The organism is Nocardiopsis sp. CA-288880, from assembly GCF_050955985.1.
GTDB classification, from domain to species: Bacteria; Actinomycetota; Actinomycetes; order Streptosporangiales; family Streptosporangiaceae; genus Nocardiopsis; species Nocardiopsis tropica.
This window is the reverse complement of sequence record NZ_CP192105.1, coordinates 1,695,301-1,718,564: the sequence shown is the minus strand read 5'-3', so window position 1 is coordinate 1,718,564 and position 23,264 is coordinate 1,695,301. Positions and strand designations below refer to the sequence as shown.

Annotated in this window: 19 protein-coding genes and 3 tRNA genes; 15 read left to right on the top strand and 7 right to left on the bottom strand. The window is 75.1% G+C overall.

The features are described from left to right. The first annotated feature begins 118 nt into the window (after positions 1–118). Positions 119–706: a TetR/AcrR family transcriptional regulator gene (locus ACQPYD_RS07530; protein ID WP_267948738.1), complete on the top strand. Its 588-nt coding sequence runs from the start codon at positions 119–121 to the stop codon at positions 704–706. 335 nt (positions 707–1,041) lie between these two features. Here the strand turns inward: ACQPYD_RS07530 and ACQPYD_RS07525 are convergent, their stop codons facing one another. Together ACQPYD_RS07525 and ACQPYD_RS07520 are read right to left on the bottom strand one after the other, a co-directional pair. Further along, positions 1,042–1,749, bottom strand: a complete 708-nt coding sequence (locus ACQPYD_RS07525) for a response regulator (RefSeq protein WP_433700349.1) — start codon at positions 1,747–1,749, stop codon at positions 1,042–1,044. Beyond that, the gene (locus ACQPYD_RS07520; protein ID WP_433700348.1) at positions 1,749–2,945 is read right to left on the bottom strand and encodes a sensor histidine kinase; all 1,197 of its coding nucleotides are present in this window, start codon (positions 2,943–2,945) and stop codon (positions 1,749–1,751) included. The genes ACQPYD_RS07525 and ACQPYD_RS07520 overlap by 1 nt, the downstream gene beginning before the upstream one ends. A gap of 254 nt (positions 2,946–3,199) precedes the next feature. Between ACQPYD_RS07520 and ACQPYD_RS07515 the strand changes: the two genes are divergently transcribed. After that, on the top strand, positions 3,200–3,973 hold the full coding sequence (locus ACQPYD_RS07515; RefSeq protein ID WP_433700347.1) for an ABC transporter ATP-binding protein: 774 nt from the start codon (positions 3,200–3,202) through the stop codon (positions 3,971–3,973). Then, the gene (locus ACQPYD_RS07510; RefSeq protein ID WP_433700346.1) at positions 3,958–5,628 is read left to right on the top strand and encodes a hypothetical protein; all 1,671 of its coding nucleotides are present in this window, start codon (positions 3,958–3,960) and stop codon (positions 5,626–5,628) included. Before ACQPYD_RS07515 ends, ACQPYD_RS07510 begins: the two co-directional genes overlap by 16 nt. Before the next feature lie 80 nt (positions 5,629–5,708). On the opposite strand, the gene ACQPYD_RS07505 is transcribed toward ACQPYD_RS07510, so the two are convergent. Then, entirely contained in the window at positions 5,709–6,350 is a 642-nt protein-coding gene (locus ACQPYD_RS07505) for a TetR/AcrR family transcriptional regulator (RefSeq protein ID WP_433700345.1), read from the bottom strand. A 253-nt stretch (positions 6,351–6,603) separates the two neighbouring features. Between ACQPYD_RS07505 and ACQPYD_RS07500 the strand changes: the two genes are divergently transcribed. Then, positions 6,604–7,779 (top strand): acyl-CoA dehydrogenase family protein, encoded by a 1,176-nt coding sequence (locus ACQPYD_RS07500; protein ID WP_433700344.1) that lies wholly within the window; start codon positions 6,604–6,606, stop codon positions 7,777–7,779. Positions 7,780–7,872: 93 nt separating this feature from the next. Here the strand turns inward: ACQPYD_RS07500 and ACQPYD_RS07495 are convergent, their stop codons facing one another. Both ACQPYD_RS07495 and manA read right to left on the bottom strand, forming a co-directional pair. Next, positions 7,873–8,247 carry an FKBP-type peptidyl-prolyl cis-trans isomerase gene (locus tag ACQPYD_RS07495; protein WP_433700343.1) on the bottom strand — a complete coding sequence of 125 codons (375 nt, stop codon included), beginning with the start codon at positions 8,245–8,247 and terminating at the stop codon, positions 7,873–7,875. A gap of 121 nt (positions 8,248–8,368) precedes the next feature. After that, positions 8,369–9,553 (bottom strand): mannose-6-phosphate isomerase, class I, encoded by a 1,185-nt coding sequence (manA, locus tag ACQPYD_RS07490; RefSeq protein WP_433700342.1) that lies wholly within the window; start codon positions 9,551–9,553, stop codon positions 8,369–8,371. A 359-nt stretch (positions 9,554–9,912) separates the two neighbouring features. On the opposite strand from manA, the gene ACQPYD_RS07485 reads away from it, so the two are divergent. Then, positions 9,913–10,410, top strand: coding sequence for a GNAT family N-acetyltransferase (locus tag ACQPYD_RS07485; RefSeq protein ID WP_267948730.1), 498 nt, complete (start codon positions 9,913–9,915; stop codon positions 10,408–10,410). A 65-nt stretch (positions 10,411–10,475) separates the two neighbouring features. Here ACQPYD_RS07485 and ACQPYD_RS07480 read toward each other — a convergent pair whose 3' ends face one another. Then, complete coding sequence (locus ACQPYD_RS07480; protein WP_433700341.1) at positions 10,476–11,027, bottom strand: TetR/AcrR family transcriptional regulator; 552 nt, start codon at positions 11,025–11,027, stop codon at positions 10,476–10,478. A gap of 180 nt (positions 11,028–11,207) precedes the next feature. Here ACQPYD_RS07480 and ACQPYD_RS07475 point away from each other — a divergent pair, with 180 nt between their 5' ends. Further along, positions 11,208–12,941, top strand: a complete 1,734-nt coding sequence (locus tag ACQPYD_RS07475; RefSeq protein WP_433700340.1) for an MFS transporter — start codon at positions 11,208–11,210, stop codon at positions 12,939–12,941. 295 nt (positions 12,942–13,236) lie between these two features. On the opposite strand, the gene ACQPYD_RS07470 is transcribed toward ACQPYD_RS07475, so the two are convergent. Then, positions 13,237–14,493: a molybdopterin molybdotransferase MoeA gene (locus ACQPYD_RS07470; protein ID WP_433700339.1), complete on the bottom strand. Its 1,257-nt coding sequence runs from the start codon at positions 14,491–14,493 to the stop codon at positions 13,237–13,239. Between the two features lie 246 nt (positions 14,494–14,739). Between ACQPYD_RS07470 and ACQPYD_RS07465 the strand changes: the two genes are divergently transcribed. The 9 genes from ACQPYD_RS07465 (at position 14,740) to ACQPYD_RS07425 (ending at position 23,149) form a co-directional block, all read left to right on the top strand. After that, positions 14,740–14,812 (top strand) — tRNA-Gly (locus tag ACQPYD_RS07465). Between the two features lie 41 nt (positions 14,813–14,853). Beyond that, positions 14,854–14,924 (top strand) — tRNA-Cys (locus ACQPYD_RS07460). Positions 14,925–14,939: 15 nt separating this feature from the next. Next, positions 14,940–15,016, top strand: a tRNA-Val gene (locus ACQPYD_RS07455). A 598-nt stretch (positions 15,017–15,614) separates the two neighbouring features. Continuing rightward, positions 15,615–16,139 (top strand): lytic polysaccharide monooxygenase auxiliary activity family 9 protein, encoded by a 525-nt coding sequence (locus ACQPYD_RS07450; protein ID WP_433700338.1) that lies wholly within the window; start codon positions 15,615–15,617, stop codon positions 16,137–16,139. A 368-nt stretch (positions 16,140–16,507) separates the two neighbouring features. Continuing rightward, positions 16,508–16,936 (top strand): GNAT family N-acetyltransferase, encoded by a 429-nt coding sequence (locus ACQPYD_RS07445; RefSeq protein ID WP_433700337.1) that lies wholly within the window; start codon positions 16,508–16,510, stop codon positions 16,934–16,936. A gap of 576 nt (positions 16,937–17,512) precedes the next feature. Beyond that, on the top strand, positions 17,513–19,156 hold the full coding sequence (locus tag ACQPYD_RS07440) for a pyridoxal phosphate-dependent decarboxylase family protein (protein WP_433700336.1): 1,644 nt from the start codon (positions 17,513–17,515) through the stop codon (positions 19,154–19,156). Beyond that, complete coding sequence (locus tag ACQPYD_RS07435; RefSeq protein WP_433700335.1) at positions 19,153–20,601, top strand: lysine N(6)-hydroxylase/L-ornithine N(5)-oxygenase family protein; 1,449 nt, start codon at positions 19,153–19,155, stop codon at positions 20,599–20,601. Before ACQPYD_RS07440 ends, ACQPYD_RS07435 begins: the two co-directional genes overlap by 4 nt. Then, positions 20,598–21,218 carry a GNAT family N-acetyltransferase gene (locus ACQPYD_RS07430; RefSeq protein WP_433700334.1) on the top strand — a complete coding sequence of 207 codons (621 nt, stop codon included), beginning with the start codon at positions 20,598–20,600 and terminating at the stop codon, positions 21,216–21,218. Before ACQPYD_RS07435 ends, ACQPYD_RS07430 begins: the two co-directional genes overlap by 4 nt. Then, complete coding sequence (locus ACQPYD_RS07425) at positions 21,215–23,149, top strand: IucA/IucC family protein (RefSeq protein ID WP_433700333.1); 1,935 nt, start codon at positions 21,215–21,217, stop codon at positions 23,147–23,149. The genes ACQPYD_RS07430 and ACQPYD_RS07425 overlap by 4 nt, the downstream gene beginning before the upstream one ends. Positions 23,150–23,264: the final 115 nt, after the last annotated feature.

Here is a 23,264-nt window from a genome sequence, read left to right as displayed (position 1 = left end):
CTGTGCTCCTCGGGGGGCGCGGCGGCTGGTACGCCTCTTCCGGTACTCTGGGTACCGGAACTCCGAGTACCGATACTACGAGTACCTCTACTGCTGTCAAGGCCCGGGAGGAAGCATCATGGGCACCGCGGGAAATGGGGCCAGGGGCGGCCGCCGTCCCGATCCGGCCGTGGACGAGGCGATCCGCGCCGCGGCGCTGGAACTGCTGGTGGAGCGCGGATTCGGGCTGACCTTCGACGAGGTGGCGGCCCGGGCGGGGGTCGGGCGCACGAGTGTGTTCCGGCGCTACCCGACCAAGCGGGACCTGGTGGCGGCCGTCGCCGGGCAGGTCGGCGCCGACCGGATGGAGGTGCCCGACACCGGGTCGCTGGAGGGCGACCTCACCGCAGCGGTCGGCGTCGTCCAGGGGGTGTTCGGCGGGACTCCGCTCCAGGCCCTGGCCCGGCACGCGCTCTCCGACGCCCTCCGGGACGGGGAGGGCGCCGCGGTCCTGCGCTCGCTCCTGGAGCAGCGGACGACCCTGGTCCGGGAGGTCCTCGCCCGCGCCGCCGCGCGCGGGGAGGTCTCCGACCCCGACCGCGCCCCGCTGGTCGCCGACCTGCTGTCCGGGGCGGTCCTGGTCCGCCTGGCCACCGGCACCCCCTTCCCCGAGGGCGGCGAGGCGGACCGCCTCGCGCGGGCCCTGGTCGCGGCCGCCCGGGACTGAGCCCGGCCGACGCGAGCGGCGGAGTGGCGGGACGGCGGGACGGGCGGACGTTCCCGCTCCGGGGCACGCCCGGGGCCGCCGACGGAGGGGCCGCGCGGGCGACCGACGACGGCGGGGCCGCGGCGCGATGCCCGCGGGCGGGTGCGGCGGGCGGGGGCCGCGACCGGGCACGCCCGCCCCCCGCGGCGTCGACGCGCCGTCCACAGGCCCGGGAACCGTCTGGCGCCCCGGGGCGGCGTGCGGTTCGCTGGGAACAGGGGGGTCCCCGGGCCTGCCCCACTCCGCCGTGCCCGGGGCCCGCCCCGCCGTGCCCGGCGCGCGCCGCACCGCTCCGGTCAGTCCTCCGACCGCGCGTCGTGGGTGAGCAGGGCCAGCTGCACGCGGCCGGTCAGGTCCAGCTTGGCGAGCGCGCTGGACACGTGGGACTTCACCGTCCCCATGGACATGTACAGGCGTTCCGCGATCTCCGCGTTGGACAGCCCCGCGGTCACGGCCTCGGCGACCTCCCGCTCCCGCTCCGTGAGCAGCTCCAACCTCTGCCGTGCCCGTTCCCTGCGGGTGGGCGCCTCGGAGCGCTCGGCCGGGTCCTCCCCGGCCACCCGGTCCATCAGCGCGCGGGCCACGCCCGGCGAGAGCACGGGCTCGCCGGCCGCGGCGCGGAGCACCGACTCCACGATGCGCGCGGGCTCGGTGTGCTTGAGCAGGTATCCGGCGGCGCCCGCCCGCAGGGCCCGCACCACCGTGGCGTCGGCGTCGAACGTGGTCAGGACGATGACTTGGGGCCGTGCGCCTTCCCCGCCCGGCGCTCCGCCGCGCAGGCCCTCGGTGGCGGTGATCCCGTCCACGCCGGGCATGCGCACGTCCATCAGCACCACGTCGGGGCGGTGCTCGGCGACGGCCGCGGCGACCTCGGAGCCGTCGCCCGCCCCGCCCACGACCTCGATGCGGTCGTCGCCGGAGAGCATGATCCGCAGCCCCGCACGCACCAGGGGGTCGTCGTCGACGAGGAGTACGCGCACGGGGTCGGTAGGCACGGCCACCACTATGGCACCTCCGGGGGTTCCGGCCACGGCAGGGTCGCGGACAGGCGGAACACCCCGCCCTCCGCCCCGTGGAACAGCTCGCCGCCCTCCAGCGCGACCCGCTCGGCCAGCCCGGTCAGGCCCGCGCCCGCGCCCGGGATCTCGCCGGAGACCACCCCGACCGGCAGTGCGCTGGTCACCGACACCTCCACGCCCCGCCCCGGGCCGCCGGCCACCCGCACGGCCACCCTGGCCCCCGGGGCGTGCTTGCGCGTGTTGGTCAGCCCCTCCTGCACCACCCGGTAGACGGTGCGCGCCACCTGTCCCCCCGGCTCGGCCCCGGCGGGGACGTCGAGCTCCCACCCCACCCGCTGCCCCGCGGCGACCGCCTCCCCGACCAGCCGCCCGGCGCCGGCGAGCCCCGCCGCGGGCGCGGCGGTGCCGGCGTGGTCGTCCGCCCCGCCCGGCAGGGTGTCCGTGGAGCGCAGGACCTCCAGGACCCCGCTGAGCTCCTCCAGGGCGCGGTGCGCGTTGTCCCGGATGACCCGGACCGCGGCGCCGAGCTCCGCGGCCTCCAGCGGCGCGGCGGCGCCCGCCTCGGCCCGTTCGGTCCTGTAGGCGAGGGCTCCGGCGTGCACCGACAGCAGGGACATGCGGTGCGCGACCACGTCGTGCATCTCCCTGGCGATACGGCGCCGTTCCTCGGAGCGGGCGTCCTCCAGCCGCCGATCCCGGTCCGCGCGTTCGCGCCGGACGTCGGCCCGCAGGCGCTCCACCAGCTGGCGGCGGGCGCGGACGGCGACGCCCCAGCCGACGCTGCCCGTGACGAGGGAGGCCGCGAGCGCGACGGAGAGGACGCTCTCGACCCGGCCGGGCGGCACGGTGACGAGCCAGGGCAGGCCCAGGAGCATGGTCAGCGCCACCACCCACGCCGCCTGCTGCCAGGGGCGGCGGATGGCGAGGCCGACGAGGCCGACGACCAGGGCGGCGGTGACCGAGTTGGAGAAGGCCGCCAGGACGCACAGGACCAGGGCCACGGCGAGGGGGCGCCTGCGGCGCAGGAGGAGCACCAGGCAGCCGAGCGCCCCGGAGACGGCGTCGGGCACGAAGAGCCACTCCGGCACATAGTGCGACAGGCCGATGAGGTGCCCGGCGAAGTAGCCGACGGAGACGTTCAGCCACCACAGGAAGGCGGTGGCGAACAGGAGGGCGTCCACGGCCGTGTCCCGCCACCGCCGGCGGGAGCCCCCGGGCGTCCCCGCGGCCCCGGGCGCCGCCCCTTCCCCGTCCTTCCCCCCGGTCGCCGCCGGCGTGGTGCGCACTGGCCGCCCTCCCTCTCGTCGCCACCAGCCTAGAACCGCCGCCCCCCGTCCGCCTCTGTCCGGGGACCGCCCCCCGGGCGGCCGATCGGCCGATCGGCCATGACCACTCGGACGATGCGCCCGGGTCCCCGCAGCGTGAGCATGGGGGTATGAGCGACGACGTGCCCGCGCTGGAACTGGACGGGCTGACCAAGACCTTCAACGAGACCAGGGCGGCCGACGGGGTGTCCCTGTCCGTCCCGCGCGGGGCGATGCTCGGGCTGGTCGGCCCCAACGGGGCCGGCAAGACCACGTCGCTGTCCATGGCGGTGGGGCTGCTCCGCCCGGACAGCGGGACCGCGCGGGTCCTGGGCACGGACGTGTGGGGGGACCCGGTCTCCGCCAAGCGCCTGCTGGGGGTGCTGCCGGACGGCCTGGCCCTGCCGGAGCGCCTGACCGGCGGCGAGCTCCTCGATTACTGGGGGCGGTTGCGGGGGCTCGGACGGGAGGTGGTCCGGGCCCGGACCGAGGAACTGCTGCGCGTGCTGGAGCTGGACGGGGCCGAGGCGGACTCGGTCCTGGTCGCGGAGTACTCGACCGGCATGCGCAAGAAGATCGGCCTGGCCACCGCCCTGCTGCACGCCCCGAAGGTCCTCGTGCTCGACGAGCCGTACGAGGCGGTGGACCCGGTGTCGGCGAGGGTGCTGACGGCGATCCTGCGGCGGTTCACCGACGGCGGCGGCACGGTGGTGGTCTCCAGCCACGTGATGGCGCTGGTGGAGCAGCTGACCGACCGGGTGGCCGTCATCGCCCGGGGCCGGGTGCTGGCCGACGGGTCCCTGGCGGACGTGCGGGGGGCGGACGCCACCCTGGAGGACACCTTCGTCCGCCTGGTGGGCGCCCGCGAGGTCGGGGAGGGGGAACTGGCGTGGCTGTCCTCCTGATCCGGCTGAGGTTCACCCTGCTGGGCCACTCCCCGAGGGGGACGCGCCTGTTCGGGACCGCCCTCGCGGTCCTCGGTCTCGGCACCACCTGGTACTTCGCCCTGGCGGCCGGTTCGGACGCCGTGCGGGCGGACCTGCTGTCCCTGGTGTTCGCGGTGTGGGCCGCGGCGTGGATGCTCGGTCCGACCGTCGCCAACGGCACGGGGGTCCTGCGCTCGCAGTACTTCGCGCTGCTGCCCCTGGACCGGCGCCGTCTGGGCGCGATCCTGCTGCTGACCATGTTCTTCGACATCGGCCCCGCCCTGACCCTGGCGGCGCTGTCCGCCCTGGCCTGGCACGCGCTGGCGGTGGACCCGGCGGCCCTGCTGGTGGCGGTCCCGGGGGTCCTGCTGCTGTGGGTGTTCGTGGTCTCGCTGTCCCGGCTGGTGTTCCGCGCCCTGGGCGCGGCGATGCACTCGCGGCTGGGGATGGAGATCGCGTCGGTGCAGTGGGGCCTGATCCTCGCCGGGATCTTCTTCGGGTGGATGGCGGTCCAGCCCGCGTTCACAGCGACCCTGGCCCTGAGCGAGAACGGTCTGGGCGAGGGCGCGGTCGGCGCGGTGCTGTCCGCCCTGCCGACCTCCTGGCCGGTGCTCGCCGTCCAGGCCGCGGCCGCGGGGTCCTGGGGGGCGGCCTCCGCCTGGATCGGCGCGCTGGCGCTGCTCACCTGGGCGCTGGTCGCGGTGACCGCCGTACTGCTGGCCCCGCGGGTCGGGGCGCGCGGCGTGCGGCGCCGGGGCAGGCCCCTGGGCGCGCGCCCGCCGACGGCCCGCGGGCCCCGGTTCCCCCTGCTGCCGGACACCCCCCTGGGCGCGGTGGTCGGCAAGGAGCTGCGCCAGTGGTGGCGCGACCCGTGGCGCGGCCTGGAACTGCGCGCGTCGCTGTGGGCGGCGCTGTTCATCGGCCTGCTGGCCTGGTCCAGCGGCACGTTCTCCTTCTTCGCCCCGTTCGCCGGGGTGATCGCGGCCTTCATCATGGCGCTGGCCACCTCGAACATGTACGGGCACGACGGGACCGCGCTGTGGCTGTCGGTGGTCGGCCAGGGCCGGGACACGGTGCGGGCGGACGTGCGCGGCCGCCAGGTGGCGATCCTGCTGCTGACCGTGCCGGGCGCGTCCCTGCTGAGCGCGGTGTTCGTCGTGGCGACGGGCTCGCCCTGGGCGTGGCCGTACGCGGTCACCGGGATGGCGGTGTTCTTCGGCGTGGGGAGCGGGCTCGCGCTCCTGCTGTCGGTGGTGGCTCTCTCCCCCGGGGTGGACCCGCAGCTGAGGGTGGACGCCAACGACTCGGGCGACAACCAGGTGCAGGTGTGGATCGCGCTGGTGGCCCTGCCGCTGCTGTCGGCGCCCGCCGTGCTCGCCGCCGTGTTCCTCGGCCTGGCCGGCCTCCCGTGGGCGGCGGCGCCGGTGGGCGTGCTCAACGGGGCGCTCGCGGCGTGGTGGCTCGGCCGGGTCGCGTACCGGCGGTTGGAGGCGCGGCTCCCGGAGGCGTTCGCCCGGATCAGGTACGGCAAGGAGGTCGCCCTGCGGACCGTGCCGGCGAACGGCTCCCTGCTGGACCGGCTGGAGCGCACCGCCATCGAGGGCAACGCCGAGACGAGGCCGACCGGCTCCTGAGCCCGCGGGTCCGGGGACCCGGACAGCCGGCGCGGCGCGGTCCTGGACGGGGACCGCGCCGCGCCTTCCCGCGTGCGCGGTCAGTCGTGGGGTGTGACCCGCACCCTGGCGAAGACGTCGGTGAGCCCGTCCAGGAAGGCCGACAGGGCCAGCTCGAAGCTCGCGTCGTCGATCTCCGCGGCGTGCTCGGCGAGCCGGTGGGCCTGTGACAGGTTGGGGTAGCGGTCCCGGTAGACGCGCACGTCGTCGTCGAACCCCCGGGCGAAGGAGTTGGTCGCGGCTCCCACGATGAGGTACTTCGTGGAGGCGCCGATCATCGTGGCGTAGCGGGGCGGCCAGCCCGCGCCGACGAGCCCGCCGTGCACGGCGTCGGCGCGCCGCAGCGCCTCCTCCCGGCGGCCGGGGCCCGCGGACACGACCGGGAGCAGGTGGGGGTGCTCGGCGAGGGCGTCGCGGTAGGAGCGCGCCCAGACGGTGAGGCCCTCGCGCCAGTCTCCGCCGTCGAACCCCGAGACGTCGATGTGGGCGGTGACCTCGTCCGCGACCTCGGTGAGCAGCTCCTCCTTGGTCCGGTAGTGGCTGTAGAGGGAGGCGGCCTGCACGTCGAGCTCCTGGGCCAGCTTGCGCATCGACAGCCCGTCGAGACCGTCGCGGTCGATGAGCGTGAGCGCGGCCAGTCGGATGGCGGGTCTGCTCAGGATCGGCGTCCTGGGTCGGGCCACGGGGGATCCCTCTCTCCACTGCGGGAGGCGCCCGGTCCGTCCGGCGCCCGGCCCGATCATCGCACGTCAGTACGCGGCGCACGTCCGGCGCCGGGTCCCCGCGGTGTCGGCGGGGCGCTGCCGGGGGAGCCGGTCCCCGCCGGTCCGCGGCCGGAACGCGTGGGAACCCCGATGCCGCGACCTCTTGCACGCACGGCCGGGCACACCGTACCCTCAAATAACCGAACACTGTTAGGTTACTGGGGAGCAGGCCGTGATCGATTTCTCGTTGAGCGAAGAACAGCGCGCCGTACGCGACTGGGTGCGGACCTTCGTCGAGCGGGAGCTGATGCCGCTGGAGAACGAGGTGCTGCGCCGCGAGCGCGAGGGCCGCCCTCCCGGCCTGAACTCCGAGGAGCGCACCCGCCTGCGCGAACTGGCCCGCAAGTCCGACTTCTGGGGCGTGGAGACGCCGACCGAGTACGGCGGCATGGGCCTGGACCCGGTCACCGCGGCGATCATCGAGATCGAACTGGGCAGAACCTTCCTGACCTTCAAGTTCGGCGGCGAGGCCGACAACATCCTGTACCACGCCAACGAGGAGCAGAAGGAGCGCTACCTCCTGCCCACGATCGCCGGTGAGCGCCGCTCCTGCTTCGCCATCACCGAGCCCGGCGCGGGCTCCGACGCCAAGGCCATCCGCGCCCGCGCGGTCCGCGACGGCGACGAGTGGGTGATCAACGGCGAGAAGACCTTCATCACCGGGGGCAACGAGGCCGACTTCGCCATGGTCTTCGCGGTCACCGATCCGGAGAAGGGCGCCGACGGGGGCGTGACCTGCTTCCTCGTCGACCGCGACGCGGGCTGGACCTCCGAGCCCATCGACACCATGGGCGAGCGGCGCCCCGCCTCCCTGGTCTTCCAGGACGTGCGCGTGCCCCACGAGAACATCCTGGGCGAGGAGGGGCGCGGATTCTCCCTCGCCATGAAGTGGATCGGCAAGGGCCGCTACCTGCTGCCCGCCCGCGCGCTCGGCGGGTGCGAGCGCCTGCTGGACATGGCGATCGAGTACTCCCGGACCCGCGAGACGTTCGGGGCGCCCATCGCCGACCGCCAGGCCATCCAGTGGATGATCGCCGACTCCCAGACCGAGATCGAGGCCCTGCGCCTGCTCGTCCTGCACGCCGCCTGGCAGGTGTCGGTGGGGCGGGACTCGCGCCACGCGCAGTCCATCGCCAAGCTCTTCGGCGGGGTGAAGGCCAACGAGATCGTCGACCGGGTCATGCAGATCCACGGCGGCATGGGCTACACCCGCGAACTGCCGATCGAGCGCTTCTACCGCGACGTCCGGCTGCTGCGCATCTTCGAGGGGACCGACGAGATCCAGCGCCGCACGATCGCCCGCGACCTGCTCAAGGGCCACATCAAGGTGGGCGCAACCCTGGGCTAGGCGGACGGAGGGGCCCGCGCCGCGCCCGCGGGCGCGGCGCGGGCCCCTCCGCGCTCCGCGTGTCCGGGGGACCGGCCCCCGGCGCCGGTCGGGTCAGCGGACGCCGACGAGGTCGCAGACGAAGATCAGGGTCTCGCCCGGCTTGATGGCGCCGCCGGCGCCGCGGTCGCCGTAGGCCAGGTGCGGGGGGATGACCAGCTTGCGCCGGCCGCCCACGCGCATGCCCAGGACGCCCTGGTCCCAGCCGGCGATGACCTGGCGGGCGCCCAGCTGGAAGCTCAGCGGTCCTTCGCGGTTCCAGCTGGCGTCGAACTCCTCTCCGCTGGAGAAGGCGACGCCCACGTAGTGGACGTCGACGGTGCTGCCGTGGCCGGCCTGCGCGCCTTCGCCGACCTTGATGTCGGTGATCTCCAGGTCGGCGGGCGGCGGGCCCTCGATGAAGTCGATCTCCGGACGCTCGAGCGCCATGGTGGTACCCCTTGTGTGTTCGGTGGGAACAGAGAGGCCAAGGGTATCGGCGCGCGGACACCTCCCCGCGCGCCCGGGCCGCGCCGGCGCCCCCGTCCGACGCGTGCGGCGGACCGCTCCGTCAGCGGGAGCCGACCGTCGCCGCGACGACGTGCCCGTGCCCCTCGACCTTGATCGGCCCGCTGTCCGCCTGCACGAACACCGACTCCCCGCGTTCCAGGGTCAGGCCCTGGCCGACCTCCGCCACCAGTTCCACCCGCCCGTGCAGGGCCAGCACCACCGTGGGCCCCTCCCCCGGCAGGTGGGCCGCGACGCGGCCCGGCCCGATCTCGTGCAGGGCGAACTCGGGGGCGGCCGGGCGGAACTCCCGCCTCCCGTCCAGGAGGCCGGGCCGCGCGTAGGGGATCGGCAGCACCGAGAAGTCCACCACGTCCAGGAGTTCGGGGGCGTCCACGTGCTTGGCGGTCAGCCCCGCGCGCAGCACGTTGTCCGAGCTGGCCATCACCTCGACCGCCGTCCCCTGGAGGTAGGCGTGCAGGTTGCCGGCGGGCAGGAACAGGGCCTGCCCCGGCCCCAGGGTGACCCTGTTGAGCAGGAGCGACGCGACCGCGCCCGGATCGCCCGGGTAGCGGACGGCGAGGTCGGCGACGATGTCGCCGTGGGTCCCCCGGGGGCCGGACGCGGACCACTCGGCGACGAACTCGTCGAGCAGGCGCTCCCTGCCGCGGTCGGGGAGGGTGAGCAGGCGTGTGAGGGCCGCGCGCAGGGCCGCGTGGGTGTCGGGCACCGCCAGGTCCGCGCGCAGCAGCACGGCCAGCTCGCACGTGAGCCCGCGCAGCTCGGCGTGGGTGGCCGCGGGCTCGCGGAAGCCGCACAGCGCCTCGAAGGGCTCCAGGGCGAGCAGGAGCTCGGGTTTGTGGTGGGGGTCGCGGTAGTTGCGGTGGGGGGCGTCGAGGGGGATGCCCGCGCGCTCCTCGGCGTCGAACCCGGCCCGGGCGCGGGTGGCGTCGGGGTGCACCTGGAGGGAGAGGGGCGCCTCGGCGGCCAGGAACTTGAGGAGGAAGGGGAGCCGTCCGCCGAACCGCTCGGCGGTCCCGTGCCCCAGCACCCGGTGCGGGTCGTCGGCGATCAGGCGGGGCAGGGGCCTGGGCCCGTCCTCGCAGTGGGCGGTGCTGGGCGCGCCGTGGTGGGCGCCCAGCCAGAGCTCGGCCTGGGGCGTGCCGTCGGGGTCGGCGCCCAGCAGGCGCGGGATGGCCGTGCGCGCTCCCCAGGCGTACGGTCGTACCTGGTTGGTGAGCCTGTGCATCCGCCCCCCGCTTTCCCGTCTGCGTGTTCTCACCCCGTGGACGCTCCGGCGAGGTGGCAACAGTCTCGCGAAGGGGGCCGTCCCGGTCGACACGGCACGCCCCACTCGTAGAGGTAGTGCACACTTCACCTCGCGGGGTGGGCAGGCACCCGACTGCTGCGGGGCCCGGCGGCGGCTACGAAGTTACTGGGAAGTAAACCACGATCCCGGACACGTGAACAGCACCACATTGTCACCTTCCGGAGCTTGCGGCGACACCCGGACCGGGGTCCTGGGCGCCCCTCCCCGCGTGCCGGTCGTCGCACCGGACCGCTACCGTGTCCCGGTCATGATCGTTCCCCGAAGCGTGAGGCGGACACATGAGGCTACGGCAGGGAGGCCCGGCCGACCTACCGGCGGTGCTGGAGATGTTCGACCGCACCGTCGCGTGGCTGGCCGCGCGCGGGCGGTCGGGGCAGTGGGGCGACGCACCGTGGTCGCGCGACCCCGACCGGGTGCGGCTCGTCGAGGACCTGGTCTCCGACGGGATGTGGGTGGCCGAGGCGGAGGGCTCCCCGGCCGGGGTCCTGACCGTCCGCGAGGAGGCCCCCGCGTACGCGCCGCCGGCCGGGGAGCCCGAACTCTACGTGCGCCTCCTGCTGGTCTCCCGGGAGCACACCGGGGCCGGCGTCGGCGGCGAGCTGCTCGCCTTCGCCCGGAGGCGGGCCCTCGACCGGGGCATCGGCCTGGTGCGCGTGGACTGCTGGTCCGGCGGCGACGGGGCGCTCATCCGGTACTACGAGGGCCAGGGCTTCACCCCGACCGTGCGGGTCCCCGTGGGCGCGAGGGAGGTGCAGGTCCTCCAGCTCCGGCCCTGAGCCGGCGCCGCTCCCCGGGCCCGCCCTGCGGCGCGCGCCGGGGAGCCCGCGGCCCGCGCCGCCCCTCACCTGGGGCGGCGGACCCTGTCCGAGGCCTCGACCAGGCGGTCGATCATCTCCCGGGTGAGCGCGGGCTCGGGCTGAGGCAGGCCGGCGATCGCCGCCATGTACAGCCCGTCCCCGGCGCGCAGGATGATCTCGGCCAGGACGGGGTCGGTGAGCTCGTCGTGCAGCAGCTCCCCCCAGTGCGAGAACAGGTACTGCACCCTGCGGGTGGCCTCCTCCGGCATGTCCTCCCGGCCGCGCAGGGCGGCGATGACGGCCCAGTACAGCTCGCGCTCCTCGGGGCTCTGCGGCAGGGATGTGCGCAGGAACACGCGGACCACGCCCTCGGGGCCCTCCCGCGCCTCGCGGAACTCCTCCTCCGCCAGCGCGCTCAGGCGCTCGATCAGCCCGGTGAGCATCGCCGCCTTCGACGGGAAGTGGTAGAGCAGCCCTCCCTTGGACACCGAGGCGGCGCGGGCGACGGCCTCCAGGGTCACCCCGGAATAACCCTCGCCGATGAGGATGTCCTGGAGGGAGTCGAGAATTCGGTCGCGGGTGTTCGATGCGTTCACGATTGACACTGTACCGTCCGGACGGTACTGTACCGTCTGGACGGTTGAAGAGTCCTGCGGCGTGCCCGCGGTCGACCAGACTTCCCGCCCCTCCCGACCCGGAGTCCGCTGCCTCCCGTCGGGCCTCCACCGCGCCCCGGTCGGGGTGCCGCGCAACCAGCGATCACGTAACGAGGAAAGATGAGCTCCGCCAAGGCCGGAACCGGCCCCACCGACGCGCACGGACGCGACCGAGCGGCCCCGGCCCTCGCCGGGCCGCGGGAGTGGGCCGCCCTCGCCGTCCTGGTCCTGCCCGTGATCCTGATCTCGGTCGACTCGACCGTGCTCGGATTCGCCGTCCCCGCGCTGAGCGAGGACCTGCGGCCCACCGCGGGCCAGCTGCTGTGGATCGTCGACGTGTACGGCTTCGTCCTGGCCGGCCTGCTCATCACCATGGGCTCGCTCGGCGACCGGATCGGCCGCAGGCGCCTGCTCATGATCGGCTCGGCGGCGTTCGGCGCCGCCTCGCTGATCGCCGCGTTCTCACCCACGGCGCAGACCCTGGTCCTCGCCCGCGCCCTGCTCGGGCTGGCGGGCGCCTCGCTGATGCCGTCCACGCTGTCCCTGCTGCGCAACATCTTCCTCGACGCGCGCCAGCGGCTGCTCGCCATCGCCATCTGGGCCTCCGGGTTCTCCGGCGGCGCGGCGCTCGGCCCGATCCTGGGCGGCTGGCTCCTGGAGCACTTCTCCTGGGGTTCGGTCTTCCTGATCAACCTGCCCGTCATGGTGCTGATCCTGGTCCTGGTGCCGCTGCTGGTCCGCGAGTCGCGCAACCCGGACGCGGGGCGGCTGGACCTCCTGAGCGCGGTCCTGTCCATGGCCGCGATGCTGCCCGCCGTGTACGGGATCAAGAAGCTGGCCACCGAGGGGTTCGGCGTCGTGCCGATCGCCTCCCTGGCCGTCGGCCTCGGCCTGGGCTACCTGTTCGTGCGCCGCCAGCGGCAGCTCCGCGACCCGCTCATCGACGTGGGCCTGTTCCGCTACCGCGTGTTCAGCGTGGCCGTCGCCACGAACCTGATGATCGTGTTCTCGCTGGTGTCGTCGCTGTTCTTCCTGACGCAGTACCTCCAGCTGGTCCTCGGCATCTCGCCCATGCGGGCCGGCCTCGTGCTGGTCCCCGGCCTCGTCCTGTCGGTCCTCGCGGGCCTGGTGGCGGTGCGCCTGTCGCGGCACCTGAGCCTGGCCGCGGTGATTGGCGGGTCCCTGCTGACGACCGCGTCCGGGTTCGCCGTCCTGGTCCTGGCCCCGGAGAGCGGCGTGACCACGGGCGTGGTGACCGTGGCGCTCGGCTTCTCGCTCATCTCCACCGGCGCGGGCTTCGCCGAGACGCTGACCAACGGCGCGATCATGTCCGCGGCCCCGCCCGAGCGCGCGGGCGCGGCCTCGGCGATCTCCGAGACCGCCTACGAACTCGGGGCGGCCCTGGGCGTCGCCGTGCTGGGCAGCGTGCTGACCGCCTCCTACCGGTCGCAGCTGACCGGTGTGGAGGGCGTTCCGGCGGAGGCCGTCGACGCGGCCAGGGAGACCCTGGGCGGCGCCGCGAACGCCGCCGCCGACCTGGGCGGCGGCGCCGGCGACGCCCTCATGGGCGCGGCCCGGTCCGCGTTCACGGACGGGATGCACCTGACCAGCGTCATCGCCGTGGTGATCGTCCTGGCCGCCGCCACCCAGGTCTGGGTGCTGCTGCGGGGAGTGGGCGACCCGACCGTCGAGGCCCCGTCCTCCACCCCGGAGGACGGGGACGGCGCGGACGCGGTCGCGGTGGGCCCCGCCGGTACCGAGGTCCTCGCGGACACCCCGGACGGGGCCGGTACGGCCGGGAGCACGCCGGCCGCGGGGTCCGCGGCGGGCGGCCCGGACCGGGGCGCGCGGTAGCGGGGCGCGGCCGAGCCGCCCCGGCCCACGACGGTCCGGCGGGCGGTGGGGCCGGGCTCCCGCAGGCACCGCCGTCGACCGTGGACCGCCTGCGCGCGCCCGTCGTGCCGCACATGGGCTGGAACACCGCCCGGCCCCCGCGGACACGCGGCTCTTCGCCGGGCCCGAACGGACCACCGGACGGCCGGTGGGAGGAGAGAGGCCCCGTGGCCCCGGAGGACGCCCTCCGGGGCCACACGCGTGTCGGGCGCCGACGGGCAGGGGCCCGCGTCGGCGGCGGCCGGACGCCTCCGCCTCAGGGGAGGCCGACCAGTTCCACCTCGGCGCCGTCCCAGGCCGGGGGCACCACCGCGTAGGCGTCGGCCAGGGCCGCGCCCCGGAGGCTGCCGGGGCGGTCGTGGCCGACGGGCACGGCACGGCCGCCGACCAGGCGCACGGCGACCAGCCTGGTGTCCACCGGGTGGGCCTCGACCCCGCCGTCCAGGACGGCCGCGGGCAGGCTCCCCCGGGGTTCGGCCGCGCCCGCCATGGCCCGCAGCAGGGGCGCCAGCAGCGTCACCGCGGCGACCAGCGCCGCCCCCGGGTTGCCGGGCAGCCCCACGAAGACGGCGCCGTCCGTGTACGCCAGCAGCTGCGGGTGGCCGGGGCGGCAGGCGACCCCGTCCACCACGACGGTGGCCCCGAGGTCGTCCAGGACCGCGCGGAAGTGGTCGGCCGGGCCCCGGGAGGACGAGCCGCACACGGCGACGACGTCGGCGTCGGCGCCCCGCGCCGCCTCCCTGAGCGCCGACCGGTCGTCGCCCAGGTGCCGCACGGACACGAGAGCGCCCCCGGCCCAGTCGACGACCCCCGGCAGCAGCGGCCCGATGGCGTCGCGCACCCTCCCGTCCCCGGGCAGGCCCTCCGTGGCGACCTCGTCCCCCGTCACGAGGGCCGCCACCCGCGGGCGCGCCACGGGCAGGGTCGCGTGCCCCAGGCTCGCGGCCAGCCCGAGCGCCGCGGGTCCGATCACCGTCCCCCTCGTGAGAACGGTCTCACCGGGCGCGGTCTCCTCGCCCGCCCACCGCACGTGGCGGCCGCGCTCCACCCGGCCCTCCACCACGCCGCCGCGGACCGCCGAGCGCTCGTACGGCAGGACGCTCTCGGAGCCCTTGGGAACCCTCGCCCCCGTGGCGATCTCGACCGCCTCGCCGGGACGCAGGCCGGCGCCGTCCGCGGGGGCGCCCGCGAGCCGCCTGCCGACCAGCCGCCAGGGGCCCGGCCCCGCCACCGCGAAGCCGTCCATGGCGGAGGCGTCGAAGGCGGGCAGCCCCACCAGGGCCCGCACGTCCGCGCCGAGGACCCCGCCCAGCGACCGCTCCAGCGGGGTCTCGCGCGGCTCCGCGCCCCGCAGCCCGCCCAGCGCCACGGCCTCCGCGCGCGCCCGGGCCCATGAGAGGTGGGACCCGTGGTCCGCGTGTGTTCCGTGCGTCCGCCCGCCCTCGGGCGTCCCGTGTGTGCCCGGGGCCCCGCCCCGGGGGGCGTCGCCGCGGATGTCGCCGTTCCTGCCCATGCCGCCTCCCGGTCGTCGCACCAGCGCGCCCCCATTGTCCACCCGGGCGCCCCGGGGGCGGGCGCCACCGCTCCGGCCGTCCCGCACGGGGTTGCCGGCGCCGTCCCGCACGGGTCGGCGCCGGGCCGGAGCCGGCGGCGGACCCGGTCCTCCCTGCGTCGATTTGCCGTCTGACGACTTTCCGCTAAAGTTCTTATCAGCAGCACGGCGGGGCCGCGGAGGACGCGGGCACCGGCCAGGCAGCAAGCGGACGTGGCTCAGCTGGTAGAGCATCACCTTGCCAAGGTGAGGGTCGCGGGTTCGAATCCCGTCGTCCGCTCGGAGGAGACGCGAAGGCGCCCAGGCGCTTGCGTGTGACTCGGTGGAGTGGCCGAGAGGCGAGGCAGCGGCCTGCAAAGCCGTCTACACGGGTTCGAATCCCGTCTCCACCTCACACCGCTTCACGCGGGCGATTAGCTCAGTTGGTTAGAGCGCTACCTCGACACGGTAGAGGTCACAGGTTCGAGTCCTGTATCGCCCACCAGCATCACCCAAGGCCAGAGCTTCGGCTCTGGCCTTCGGCGTTCCCCGGGGCCGCCGCGCCGGGAGACGTCCCGGAGGGCGCCTTCCCGAGGGCTTCCGCCGGGGCACGCCCCCGCCCCCGCGGCGTGCCCGTCGAGCACCGGCGCCACGTCGGAGAGCCGCCGTCCGCCTCCCCGAGCCGAGGGGGAGCCGCCGCGCTCCCCCGCCACCGGACTCCGTGCGCACCGGGACCGCGCGGTGCACCGCGGCGTCGCCGCGGGAGGGCCGGGTCCGCGCCCCGGGAACCGGCCCCTCCTCCCGGGGTAAGGAGAATGTAGCCCCGGCCGTGGTCCGGTGGTCAGGGCGGGAGTGGTCCACTCACGGCGCGACCGGACCGGCGCCGCCGGGGACCGATCCCCCCGCTGTTCAGCGGGAACGCGCCGGAGGCCGACCGACCGGGCCGGGACCCCGCCGCCCCCGGGTGGTACCCCGCCCGGTACGGGGGCGGCCCGGCGCCGCGACCACCTCGACCCTTGACCGAGGGTCACGATCCGCCTACCTTCGCCTCACCCCCCGACCCGGGTCCTCCGCTCCCTGGTCATCGAGGAAAGGCTCCGCGCATGAAGCGCTCGTCCCCCCGCCGGCTCCGCGCCGCGACCGCCGTGGCGGCCGCCACCGCCCTCTTCTTCACCCTCATGCCCGCCGGCGTCGCGTCCGCGCACGGCTACGTCTCCAACCCCATGAGCCGCCAGGCCCAGTGCGCCGCGGGCACCGTGGAATGCGGCTCCATCCGCTGGGAGCCGCAGAGCGTCGAAGGCCCCAAGGGCCAGATGCGCTGCGACGGCGGCGTCGGACGGTTCTCCGAGCTCAACGACGACAGCCGCGGCTGGCGGGTCACCGACGTGGGCCGCTCCCAGACCTTCACCTGGACCCTGACGGTGTCGCACGCCACCAGCACCTGGGAGTACTTCATCGGGAACCAGAGGATCGCCGTGTTCAACGACAACGGCGCCCGTCCCGGGTCGACGGTGACCCACAACGTCGACCTGTCCGGGTACAACGGGCGGCACAAGCTCCTGGCCCGCTGGAACATCGCCGACACCGGCAACGCCTTCTACGCCTGCACCGACATCAACATCCGCTGATCCGCAGGGGCCCGTCCGGCGACGGGCCCCGACGGCAGGACGCGCCGACGCCCGCGCCCCCGGCCGCCGCCCCCGGGACCTCCCGGCCCGCGTCCTCCCCGTCCCCGCACCGCGCCAAGGCGGCACCGCGCCCCGGCACGGTGCGCGTCCTCGGCCGAAGCCCCGGTGTCCGGCATAATCTGCGGGGGCGGGACCACCTGCGGTGTCCCCGCGGCGAGGGGCGCTCCCGCCCCGGCCGCGAAGCCCCGGGCGCCCCGCGACCCCGCGGGACGCGCCCGTGTCCGACAGCGGAGGGTGGAAAGCCAGTGGAGCGGCAGGAGGGCGCGCCGGCGCCGGACCCCCGGGGATCCGGGGCGGACATCGGACCCATGGCGGTGGAGCACCTTCCCGAGGTCCTCGACCTGGGGCGCCGGGTGTACGAGACGAGCGCCCTGCCGTACACCGGCTGGTCGCTCACGGCGGCCGCCGTCCACCTGGACAGCCCCCGCTCCTCCTGCCGGGTGGCGCTGAGCGGCACGCGGGTCGTCGGGTTCGTCCTCGGCTCGATGGGCTTCGAGCACCGCGACGACTGGGGCTACATGGAGTGGATCGCCGTGGACCCCGGCCTCCGGGGCCACGGGATCGCCGGACGCCTGGTCCGTGAGTGCTGCGCGGGGCTGGAGGCCCTCGGGGCCTCCCGGATCCTCACCGACGTGGAGACGGGCAACACGGCCTCCCTCGCCCTCATGCGCGGCAGCGGGTTCTCGGAGAACACCACCGTCATGTACCTCGAACGGCGGGTCGGGCCGGAGCGGTAGCGCCGCAGGGCCTGCCCGCGCCGGACGGGACCGGGCGCCGGGCCGGCAGGAGCCCCGGCCGTCACCCCGCGTGCATGCCGCAGGGCCTCCCCGGGGCCCGTCCCCCGACCGGCCGCAGACCCCGCGGCGTGGAGGACTCCCCCTCCGCGGGCCCGGGTGGGCAGGAGCGCTCCTGACGGGAGCGCCCTCCTCGGCCCCGGCCCCGGTACGGCCCCGGCCGCCCTCCCCGCCCCGCGGCCGGATCCCCCGGTGGCACGTCCCCGCCGGGTCTTGCGCCGAGGGCCGTCGGCCCGGGGCCGTTGCTGCCCGCCACCTGTGATCATCGCGCGTCAGAGAAAAGAACTAACCACCACAAAAGCTGACGAAAGCCCCCTGAACGCCATCCCCAATGGTGACTCTCCGCAGTTAAACCATCTCGGCATGTAGGGATGGTCACAGTGCGAGCCCCTTTTTGTTAGGTTAGGCTCCCCTTGCTTGGATTTCGCATCCCTGCACAGCATCGACGCAGTTCATCCCCTCATGCCCACATCCGGCCAACGGATGCCTTTGGCATGCCCGCCTTCAGGAGGACGACCCATGACCTTCCTCGCGAGGTCCGTGCAGGACCCGCCGACCGGGGGACGCGGCTCCACGGACGCCGGGGCCGACGACGCCCCCGATACCCCGCCCGTCCAGGGGACCGACCACCGGGCCCACCTCTTCGACGCCCACAGCGCCGAGCGCTACCGCGTCCTCGCCGGCTCCGCCGTGGACCGGGTCGCCGCCCGGATCGCCCGGGTGGACCGGCCGTTCACGGGGGCCACCGCCGAGGACCTCCGCCCCGGAATGGACAAGGTCGACCTGGACCGCCCGCTCGACGACCCGGCCGCCGCCCTGGACGAGCTCGAGCACCTCTACCTCGACGACGCCGTCTACTTCCACCACCCCCGCTACATGGGCCACCTGAACTGCCCCGTGGTCCTGCCCGCCCTGCTGGGCGAGACCGTCCTGTCCGCCGTGAACTCCTCCCTCGACACCTGGGACCAGAGCGCCGGCGGAACCCTCATCGAACAGCGGCTGATCGACTGGACCGCCGGGCGCATCGGCTTCGGCGAGGACGCCGACGGGGTCTTCACCAGCGGCGGCAGCCAGTCCAACCTCCAGGCCCTGCTCATGGCCCGCGACGAGGCCCACGAGCGCCACGGGGGCCGCCTCTCCGAGCTCCTGCCGCGGATGCGCGTGCTGACGTCCGAGGTCGGGCACTTCAGCGTCGCCAAGTCGGCCGCGCTCCTCGGACTGGGCTACGAGTCCGTGATCACCGTGGCCTGCGACGACCGGCGCCGCATGCGCCCGGACGCCCTGGCGGCCGAGCTGCGCCGCTGCCTCCAGGAGGACCTGATCCCCGTCGCGGTGGTCGCCACGGCCGGGACCACCGACTTCGGCAGCATCGACCCCCTCCCCCGGATCGCCGACCTGTGCTCCCGCCACGGACTGTGGATGCACGTCGACGCGGCCTACGGCTGCGGACTGCTGGTCTCGCGCCACCGGCACCTGCTGAGCGGCGTCGAGCGCGCCGACTCGGTGACCGTGGACTTCCACAAGTCCTTCTTCCAGCCGGTCAGCTCCAGCGCCGTGGTGGTGCGCGAGGGGCGGTCCCTGCGCCACGTCACCTACCACGCCGACTACCTCAACTCCCGCTCCGACGGCAGCACCCCGGCCCTGGCCCCCAACCAGGTGGACAAGAGCCTCCAGACCACGCGCCGCTTCGACGCGCTCAAACTCTGGCTGACCCTGCGCACGATGGGCGCCGAGGGCGTGGGCGCGCTCTTCGACAGCGTGCTGGACCTGGCCGCCGCCGGGTGGTCGCTGCTCGACGCCGACCCCCGGTTCACCGTGGTCACACGGCCCACACTCAGCACCCTGGTGTTCCGGTGCGCCCTGCCCGGGGTCGACGAGGAGACCGCCGACGGCGCCAACCGGTACGCGCGGGAGGCCCTGCTGGCCTCGGGCCGCGCCGTCGCCGCCCGCACCACGGTCGACGGCCGCCCGTACCTGAAGCTCACCCTGCTCAACCCCCGGAGCACGCCGGAGGACGTCGCCGAGGTCCTGGACCTTCTCGCGGGACACGCCCAGCACTACGCCGCCGAGCACGGCGCGGCCGCCGGAACCGTCGGCGCACCGTCCACCGCGCCGACCGGCGCTCCGCACAACCCCGCGCACACCTCCGGGAGGACCCGTTGACAGGCGACCACAGCCCCGGCGCACACGGCGCGGACCGGGTCCACGACTTCGCCGCGATCGGCCTCGGCCCCTTCAACCTCGGCCTGGCCTGCCTGAGCGCGCCCATCGCCGAGCTGGACGGCCTCTTCCTCGACCAGAAGCCGGAGTTCGACTGGCACAGCGGCATGCTGCTGGAGGACGCCGAACTGCAGACCCCGTTCATGTCGGACCTGGTCACCCTGGCCGATCCCACCTCGCCGTACTCCTTCCTCAACTACCTGAAGGAGTCCGGGCGGCTGTACCCGTTCTACATCCGCGAGCGCTTCTACCCCCTCCGCGCGGAGTACAACGACTACTGCCGCTGGGCGTCCCGCAAGCTGGGCGACGCGGTCCGCTTCGGCCGACGGGTCGACGCCGTGGAGTACGACCCCGACCGGTCCCTCTACCTGCTGCACAGCACCGACACCGCGACCGGGGCGCCCGGCCTGCACCGCGCGCGCCGCCTGGTGCTCGGCACCGGGACCCCGCCCTACGTCCCCGAGTCCTGCCGGGGCCTGGGCGGGGACGCCGTGCACAGCTCGGACTACCTGTACGCCGGGGAGGACCTCCGGTCCAAGCGGAGCATCACGGTGGTCGGCAGCGGCCAGAGCGCCGCCGAGATCTTCCACGACCTGCTCCAGGACGTGGACAGGCACGGCTACCAGCTCAACTGGGTCACGCGCTCGCCGCGCTTCTTCCCGCTGGAGTACACCAAGCTCACCCTGGAGATGACCTCCCCGGAGTACGCCGACCACTTCCACTCCCTCCCGGACGCCACCCGCGACCGCCTGGTGAGCTCCCAGAAGAACCTGTACAAGGGCATCGACACCGAGGTGATCAACGCGATCTACGACCTGCTCTACGTCAAGAGCAGGCTCGGCCCGCCCCCCGTGCGCCTGCTGACCGGCACCGAGGTCACCGGGGCCTCCCGGGTGGCGGAGCGGGACGGCTACCGCCTGGAGCTGCGCAACACCGACCAGGGGCGCGACTTCACCCTGGACACGCAGGGACTGGTCCTGGCCACGGGCTACCAGTACCGGCGGCCGGACTTCCTGGGGCCCGTCTCCGACCGGCTGGCCTGGGACGCGGCCGGGCGCTTCCGGGTGCGCCGCGACTACCGGGTGGACGCGCAGGCCCACGGCGCCGGCGGGGACGCGGAGGGACCGGGCGCGCAGGCCCCACCCGGGGCGGTGTTCGTGCAGAACGCCGAGCTGCACACCCACGGGTTCGTCTCCCCCGACCTGGGGATGGGCGCCTACCGCAACTCCTACATCCTCCGCGCGATGCTGGGCCGCGAGCCCTACGCCGTGGAGCGCTCGATCGCCTTCCAGGAGTTCGGCGCGCCCGCGCCGCGGGACCCCGGGGCCCGGGACGGGGGCTCCGCCCCCGCGGGGCCGGACGCGGTGCCGGAGGTGGTCGACCGATGAGCCGCCCCGCGCCTGCCGCCCGTTTCCCGACCGGGCTGACCAGGGACGACCCCGAGCTGGGCCGGTTCGGTGTCCGCCCCGTCGACCCCGACGCCGACATACCGCTCCTGCACGGGTGGCTGACCGAGCCCCGGGCCCGCTTCTGGCTGATGACCGAGGCCGACGAGGAGGACGTGGCCCGCCAGTTCCGGGCCGTGCACGCCTCCGACCACGAGCAGGCCTACATCGGCGCGTGGGAGGGCCGGCCCGTCTTCCTCGCGGAGCTCTACTCGCCCGCGGACAGCGAACTGGCCCACCACTACGAGGTGCTGCCGGGCGACATCGGGATGCACTTCCTGGTGGCGCCCGCCGACACCCCGGTCCACGGGTTCACCCGCGCCGTCATCACGACGGTCATGGAACTGGCCTTCGCGGCCCCGGGGGCCGAGCGCGTCGTCGTCGAGCCGGACGTGCGCAACCGACCCGTCCACGCGCTCAACGAGGCGGTGGGGTTCCGGGTCGAGTCCACCGTCTCCCTCCGGGAGAGCGGCAAGGACGCCTACCTGAGCACCTGTACCCGCGACCGGTTCCGCTCCGCCCTGGCGGCGGCCGCGACCATGAGAGGAGTCGACAGATGACCGTCAGCCACCCCGGTGGGACCTTCACGGCGGAGCCCTCCCCGGGCGTCCGCGCGGCGGACCCCGCCGGCCCCTCGGACACCGCCCGCGAACCGCGGGCCCCCCGGCCGGGCGGGGCCCCGACCGACCCCCGCGAGGGCGTCGCCCACCTGTCCCCGGACCTGTGGGAGCGCGCCAACCGGCTGCTCGTCCGCAAGGCCCTGGCCGAGTTCTCCCACGAACGGCTGCTCACCCCCGAACGCGGCGCCGACGGCGCGTACACCGTCCGCTGCGACAGCGGGGCCGAGTACCGGTTCACGGCGCGCGTCATGGCCCTGGACCACTGGCGGATCGACGCCGACAGCATCGTCCGCCGCGCCCCCGGCGGCGACGGCTCCCCGGCGGCGACGGACGGCCTGGACGCGCTGGAGCTCGTGCTGGACCTGCGCGACACCCTCGGCCTGGGGAAGGAGGTCCTGCCGGTCTACCTGGAGGAGATCACCAGCACCCTGGCGAGCAGCGCCTTCCGCATGGCGGGCGCGCAGCCGGACGCCGCGGAGCTGGCGCGCTCCGGTTTCCAGGCGATCGAGGCGGGGATGACCGAGGGCCACCCGTGCTTCGTCGCCAACAACGGGCGCCTGGGCTTCGGGTCCGACGAGTACCTGGCCTACGCCCCCGAGGCCGCGGCCCCGGTGCGCCTGGTGTGGGTGGCCGCGCGGCGCTCGCGCACCACCTTCTCCCACTCCGCCGACACCGACCCCGGCTCCTTCCTGCGCTCGGAGCTCGGCGACCGCGTCCTGGCCGCCTTCCACGCCGAGCTGGCCGGCCTGGGCCTGGACCCGGGCGACTACCACCTGGTGCCGGTGCACCCGTGGCAGTGGTGGAACCGGCTCTCGGTGACCTTCGCCGCCGACCTGGCCCGCCGCGACCTGGTGTGCCTGGGGTACGGGCCGGACGAGTACCGGGCCCAGCAGTCCATCCGCACCTTCTTCAACGCCTCCGAGCCGGAGAGGCACTACGTCAAGACGGCCCTGTCGGTGCTGAACATGGGGTTCCTGCGCGGGCTGTCGGCGGAGTACATGGAGGCCACCCCGGCGATCAACGACTGGCTGGCCGACCTGGTCGGCAAGGACCCGGTGCTGCGCGCGACCGGGGTCGGGGTGCTGCGCGAGCGCGCCGCGGTGGGCTACCGGACCTCGCACTACGCGCGGGCCGCCGCCAAGGGCTCGCCGTACCTGAAGATGATCGCCGGGCTGTGGCGCGAGAGCCCGGTGCCGAGGCTCGGCCGGGGGGAGCGGCTCGCGACGATGGCGTCGCTGCTGCACACCGACGCGGACGGCGGCTCCCTCGCCGGGGCGCTCATCGCCGAGTCGGGCCTGGCCCCGGCCGTGTGGCTGCGCCGCTACCTGGACGCCTACCTGGTCCCGCTGCTGCACGCGTTCTACGCGCACGACCTGGTGTTCATGCCCCACGGGGAGAACGTGATCCTCGTCCTGCGCGACGGGGTCCCCCAGCGGGTGCTGATGAAGGACATCGCCGAGGAGATCGTGGTGATGGGCGCGGACGCGGAGCTGCCCGAGGCGGTGGAGCGCATCCGCGCCGACGTCCCCGAGGACACGAGGCTGCTGTCGCTCTTCACCGACGTCTTCGACTGCTTCCTGCGGTTCCTCAACGGCATCCTCGCCGACGAGGGCGCCCTGGCGGAGGAGGACTTCTGGCGGACGGTGGCGGAGTGCGTCGCCGACTACCAGGCGTCGGTCCCGTACCTGTCCGAGCGCTTCGAGCGCTACGACGTGTTCGCGGACCGTTTCGCGCTCTCCTGCCTGAACCGGCTCCAGCTCCGCGACAACCGCCAGATGGTGAACCTGGACGACCCCGCGGGGGCCCTCCAGCTGGTCGGCACGCTGGAGAACCCGATCGCCGCCCACCGCCCGGGACGGCTCCCCGGGTAGGGCGCGCCCGGCGGGCGGCGCCCGCCGGGCAGCGGGGCGGGTGTCCGTCCTCCCGTGCCCGGGGCCCCGGGCGCGGGAGGACGACCCGCGGCGGCGGACGGCGCCGTCCGCCGCC

What these genes read in the sequence shown, in the direction of transcription:
- ACQPYD_RS07425 (WP_433700333.1), top strand. Translation starts at nt 21,215, where the DNA reads ATGACCGTCAGCCACCCCGGTGGGACCTTCACGGCGGAGCCCTCCCCG.
- ACQPYD_RS07470 (WP_433700339.1), bottom strand. Translation starts at nt 14,493, where the DNA reads ATGGGCAGGAACGGCGACATCCGCGGCGACGCCCCCCGGGGCGGGGCC.
- ACQPYD_RS07495 (WP_433700343.1), bottom strand. Translation starts at nt 8,247, where the DNA reads ATGGCGCTCGAGCGTCCGGAGATCGACTTCATCGAGGGCCCGCCGCCC.
- ACQPYD_RS07440 (WP_433700336.1), top strand. Translation starts at nt 17,513, where the DNA reads ATGACCTTCCTCGCGAGGTCCGTGCAGGACCCGCCGACCGGGGGACGC.
- ACQPYD_RS07445 (WP_433700337.1), top strand. Translation starts at nt 16,508, where the DNA reads ATGGCGGTGGAGCACCTTCCCGAGGTCCTCGACCTGGGGCGCCGGGTG.
- ACQPYD_RS07450 (WP_433700338.1), top strand. Translation starts at nt 15,615, where the DNA reads ATGAAGCGCTCGTCCCCCCGCCGGCTCCGCGCCGCGACCGCCGTGGCG.
- ACQPYD_RS07475 (WP_433700340.1), top strand. Translation starts at nt 11,208, where the DNA reads ATGAGCTCCGCCAAGGCCGGAACCGGCCCCACCGACGCGCACGGACGC.
- ACQPYD_RS07515 (WP_433700347.1), top strand. Translation starts at nt 3,200, where the DNA reads ATGAGCGACGACGTGCCCGCGCTGGAACTGGACGGGCTGACCAAGACC.
- ACQPYD_RS07530 (WP_267948738.1), top strand. Translation starts at nt 119, where the DNA reads ATGGGCACCGCGGGAAATGGGGCCAGGGGCGGCCGCCGTCCCGATCCG.
- ACQPYD_RS07485 (WP_267948730.1), top strand. Translation starts at nt 9,913, where the DNA reads ATGAGGCTACGGCAGGGAGGCCCGGCCGACCTACCGGCGGTGCTGGAG.
- ACQPYD_RS07430 (WP_433700334.1), top strand. Translation starts at nt 20,598, where the DNA reads ATGAGCCGCCCCGCGCCTGCCGCCCGTTTCCCGACCGGGCTGACCAGG.
- manA (WP_433700342.1), bottom strand. Translation starts at nt 9,553, where the DNA reads ATGCACAGGCTCACCAACCAGGTACGACCGTACGCCTGGGGAGCGCGC.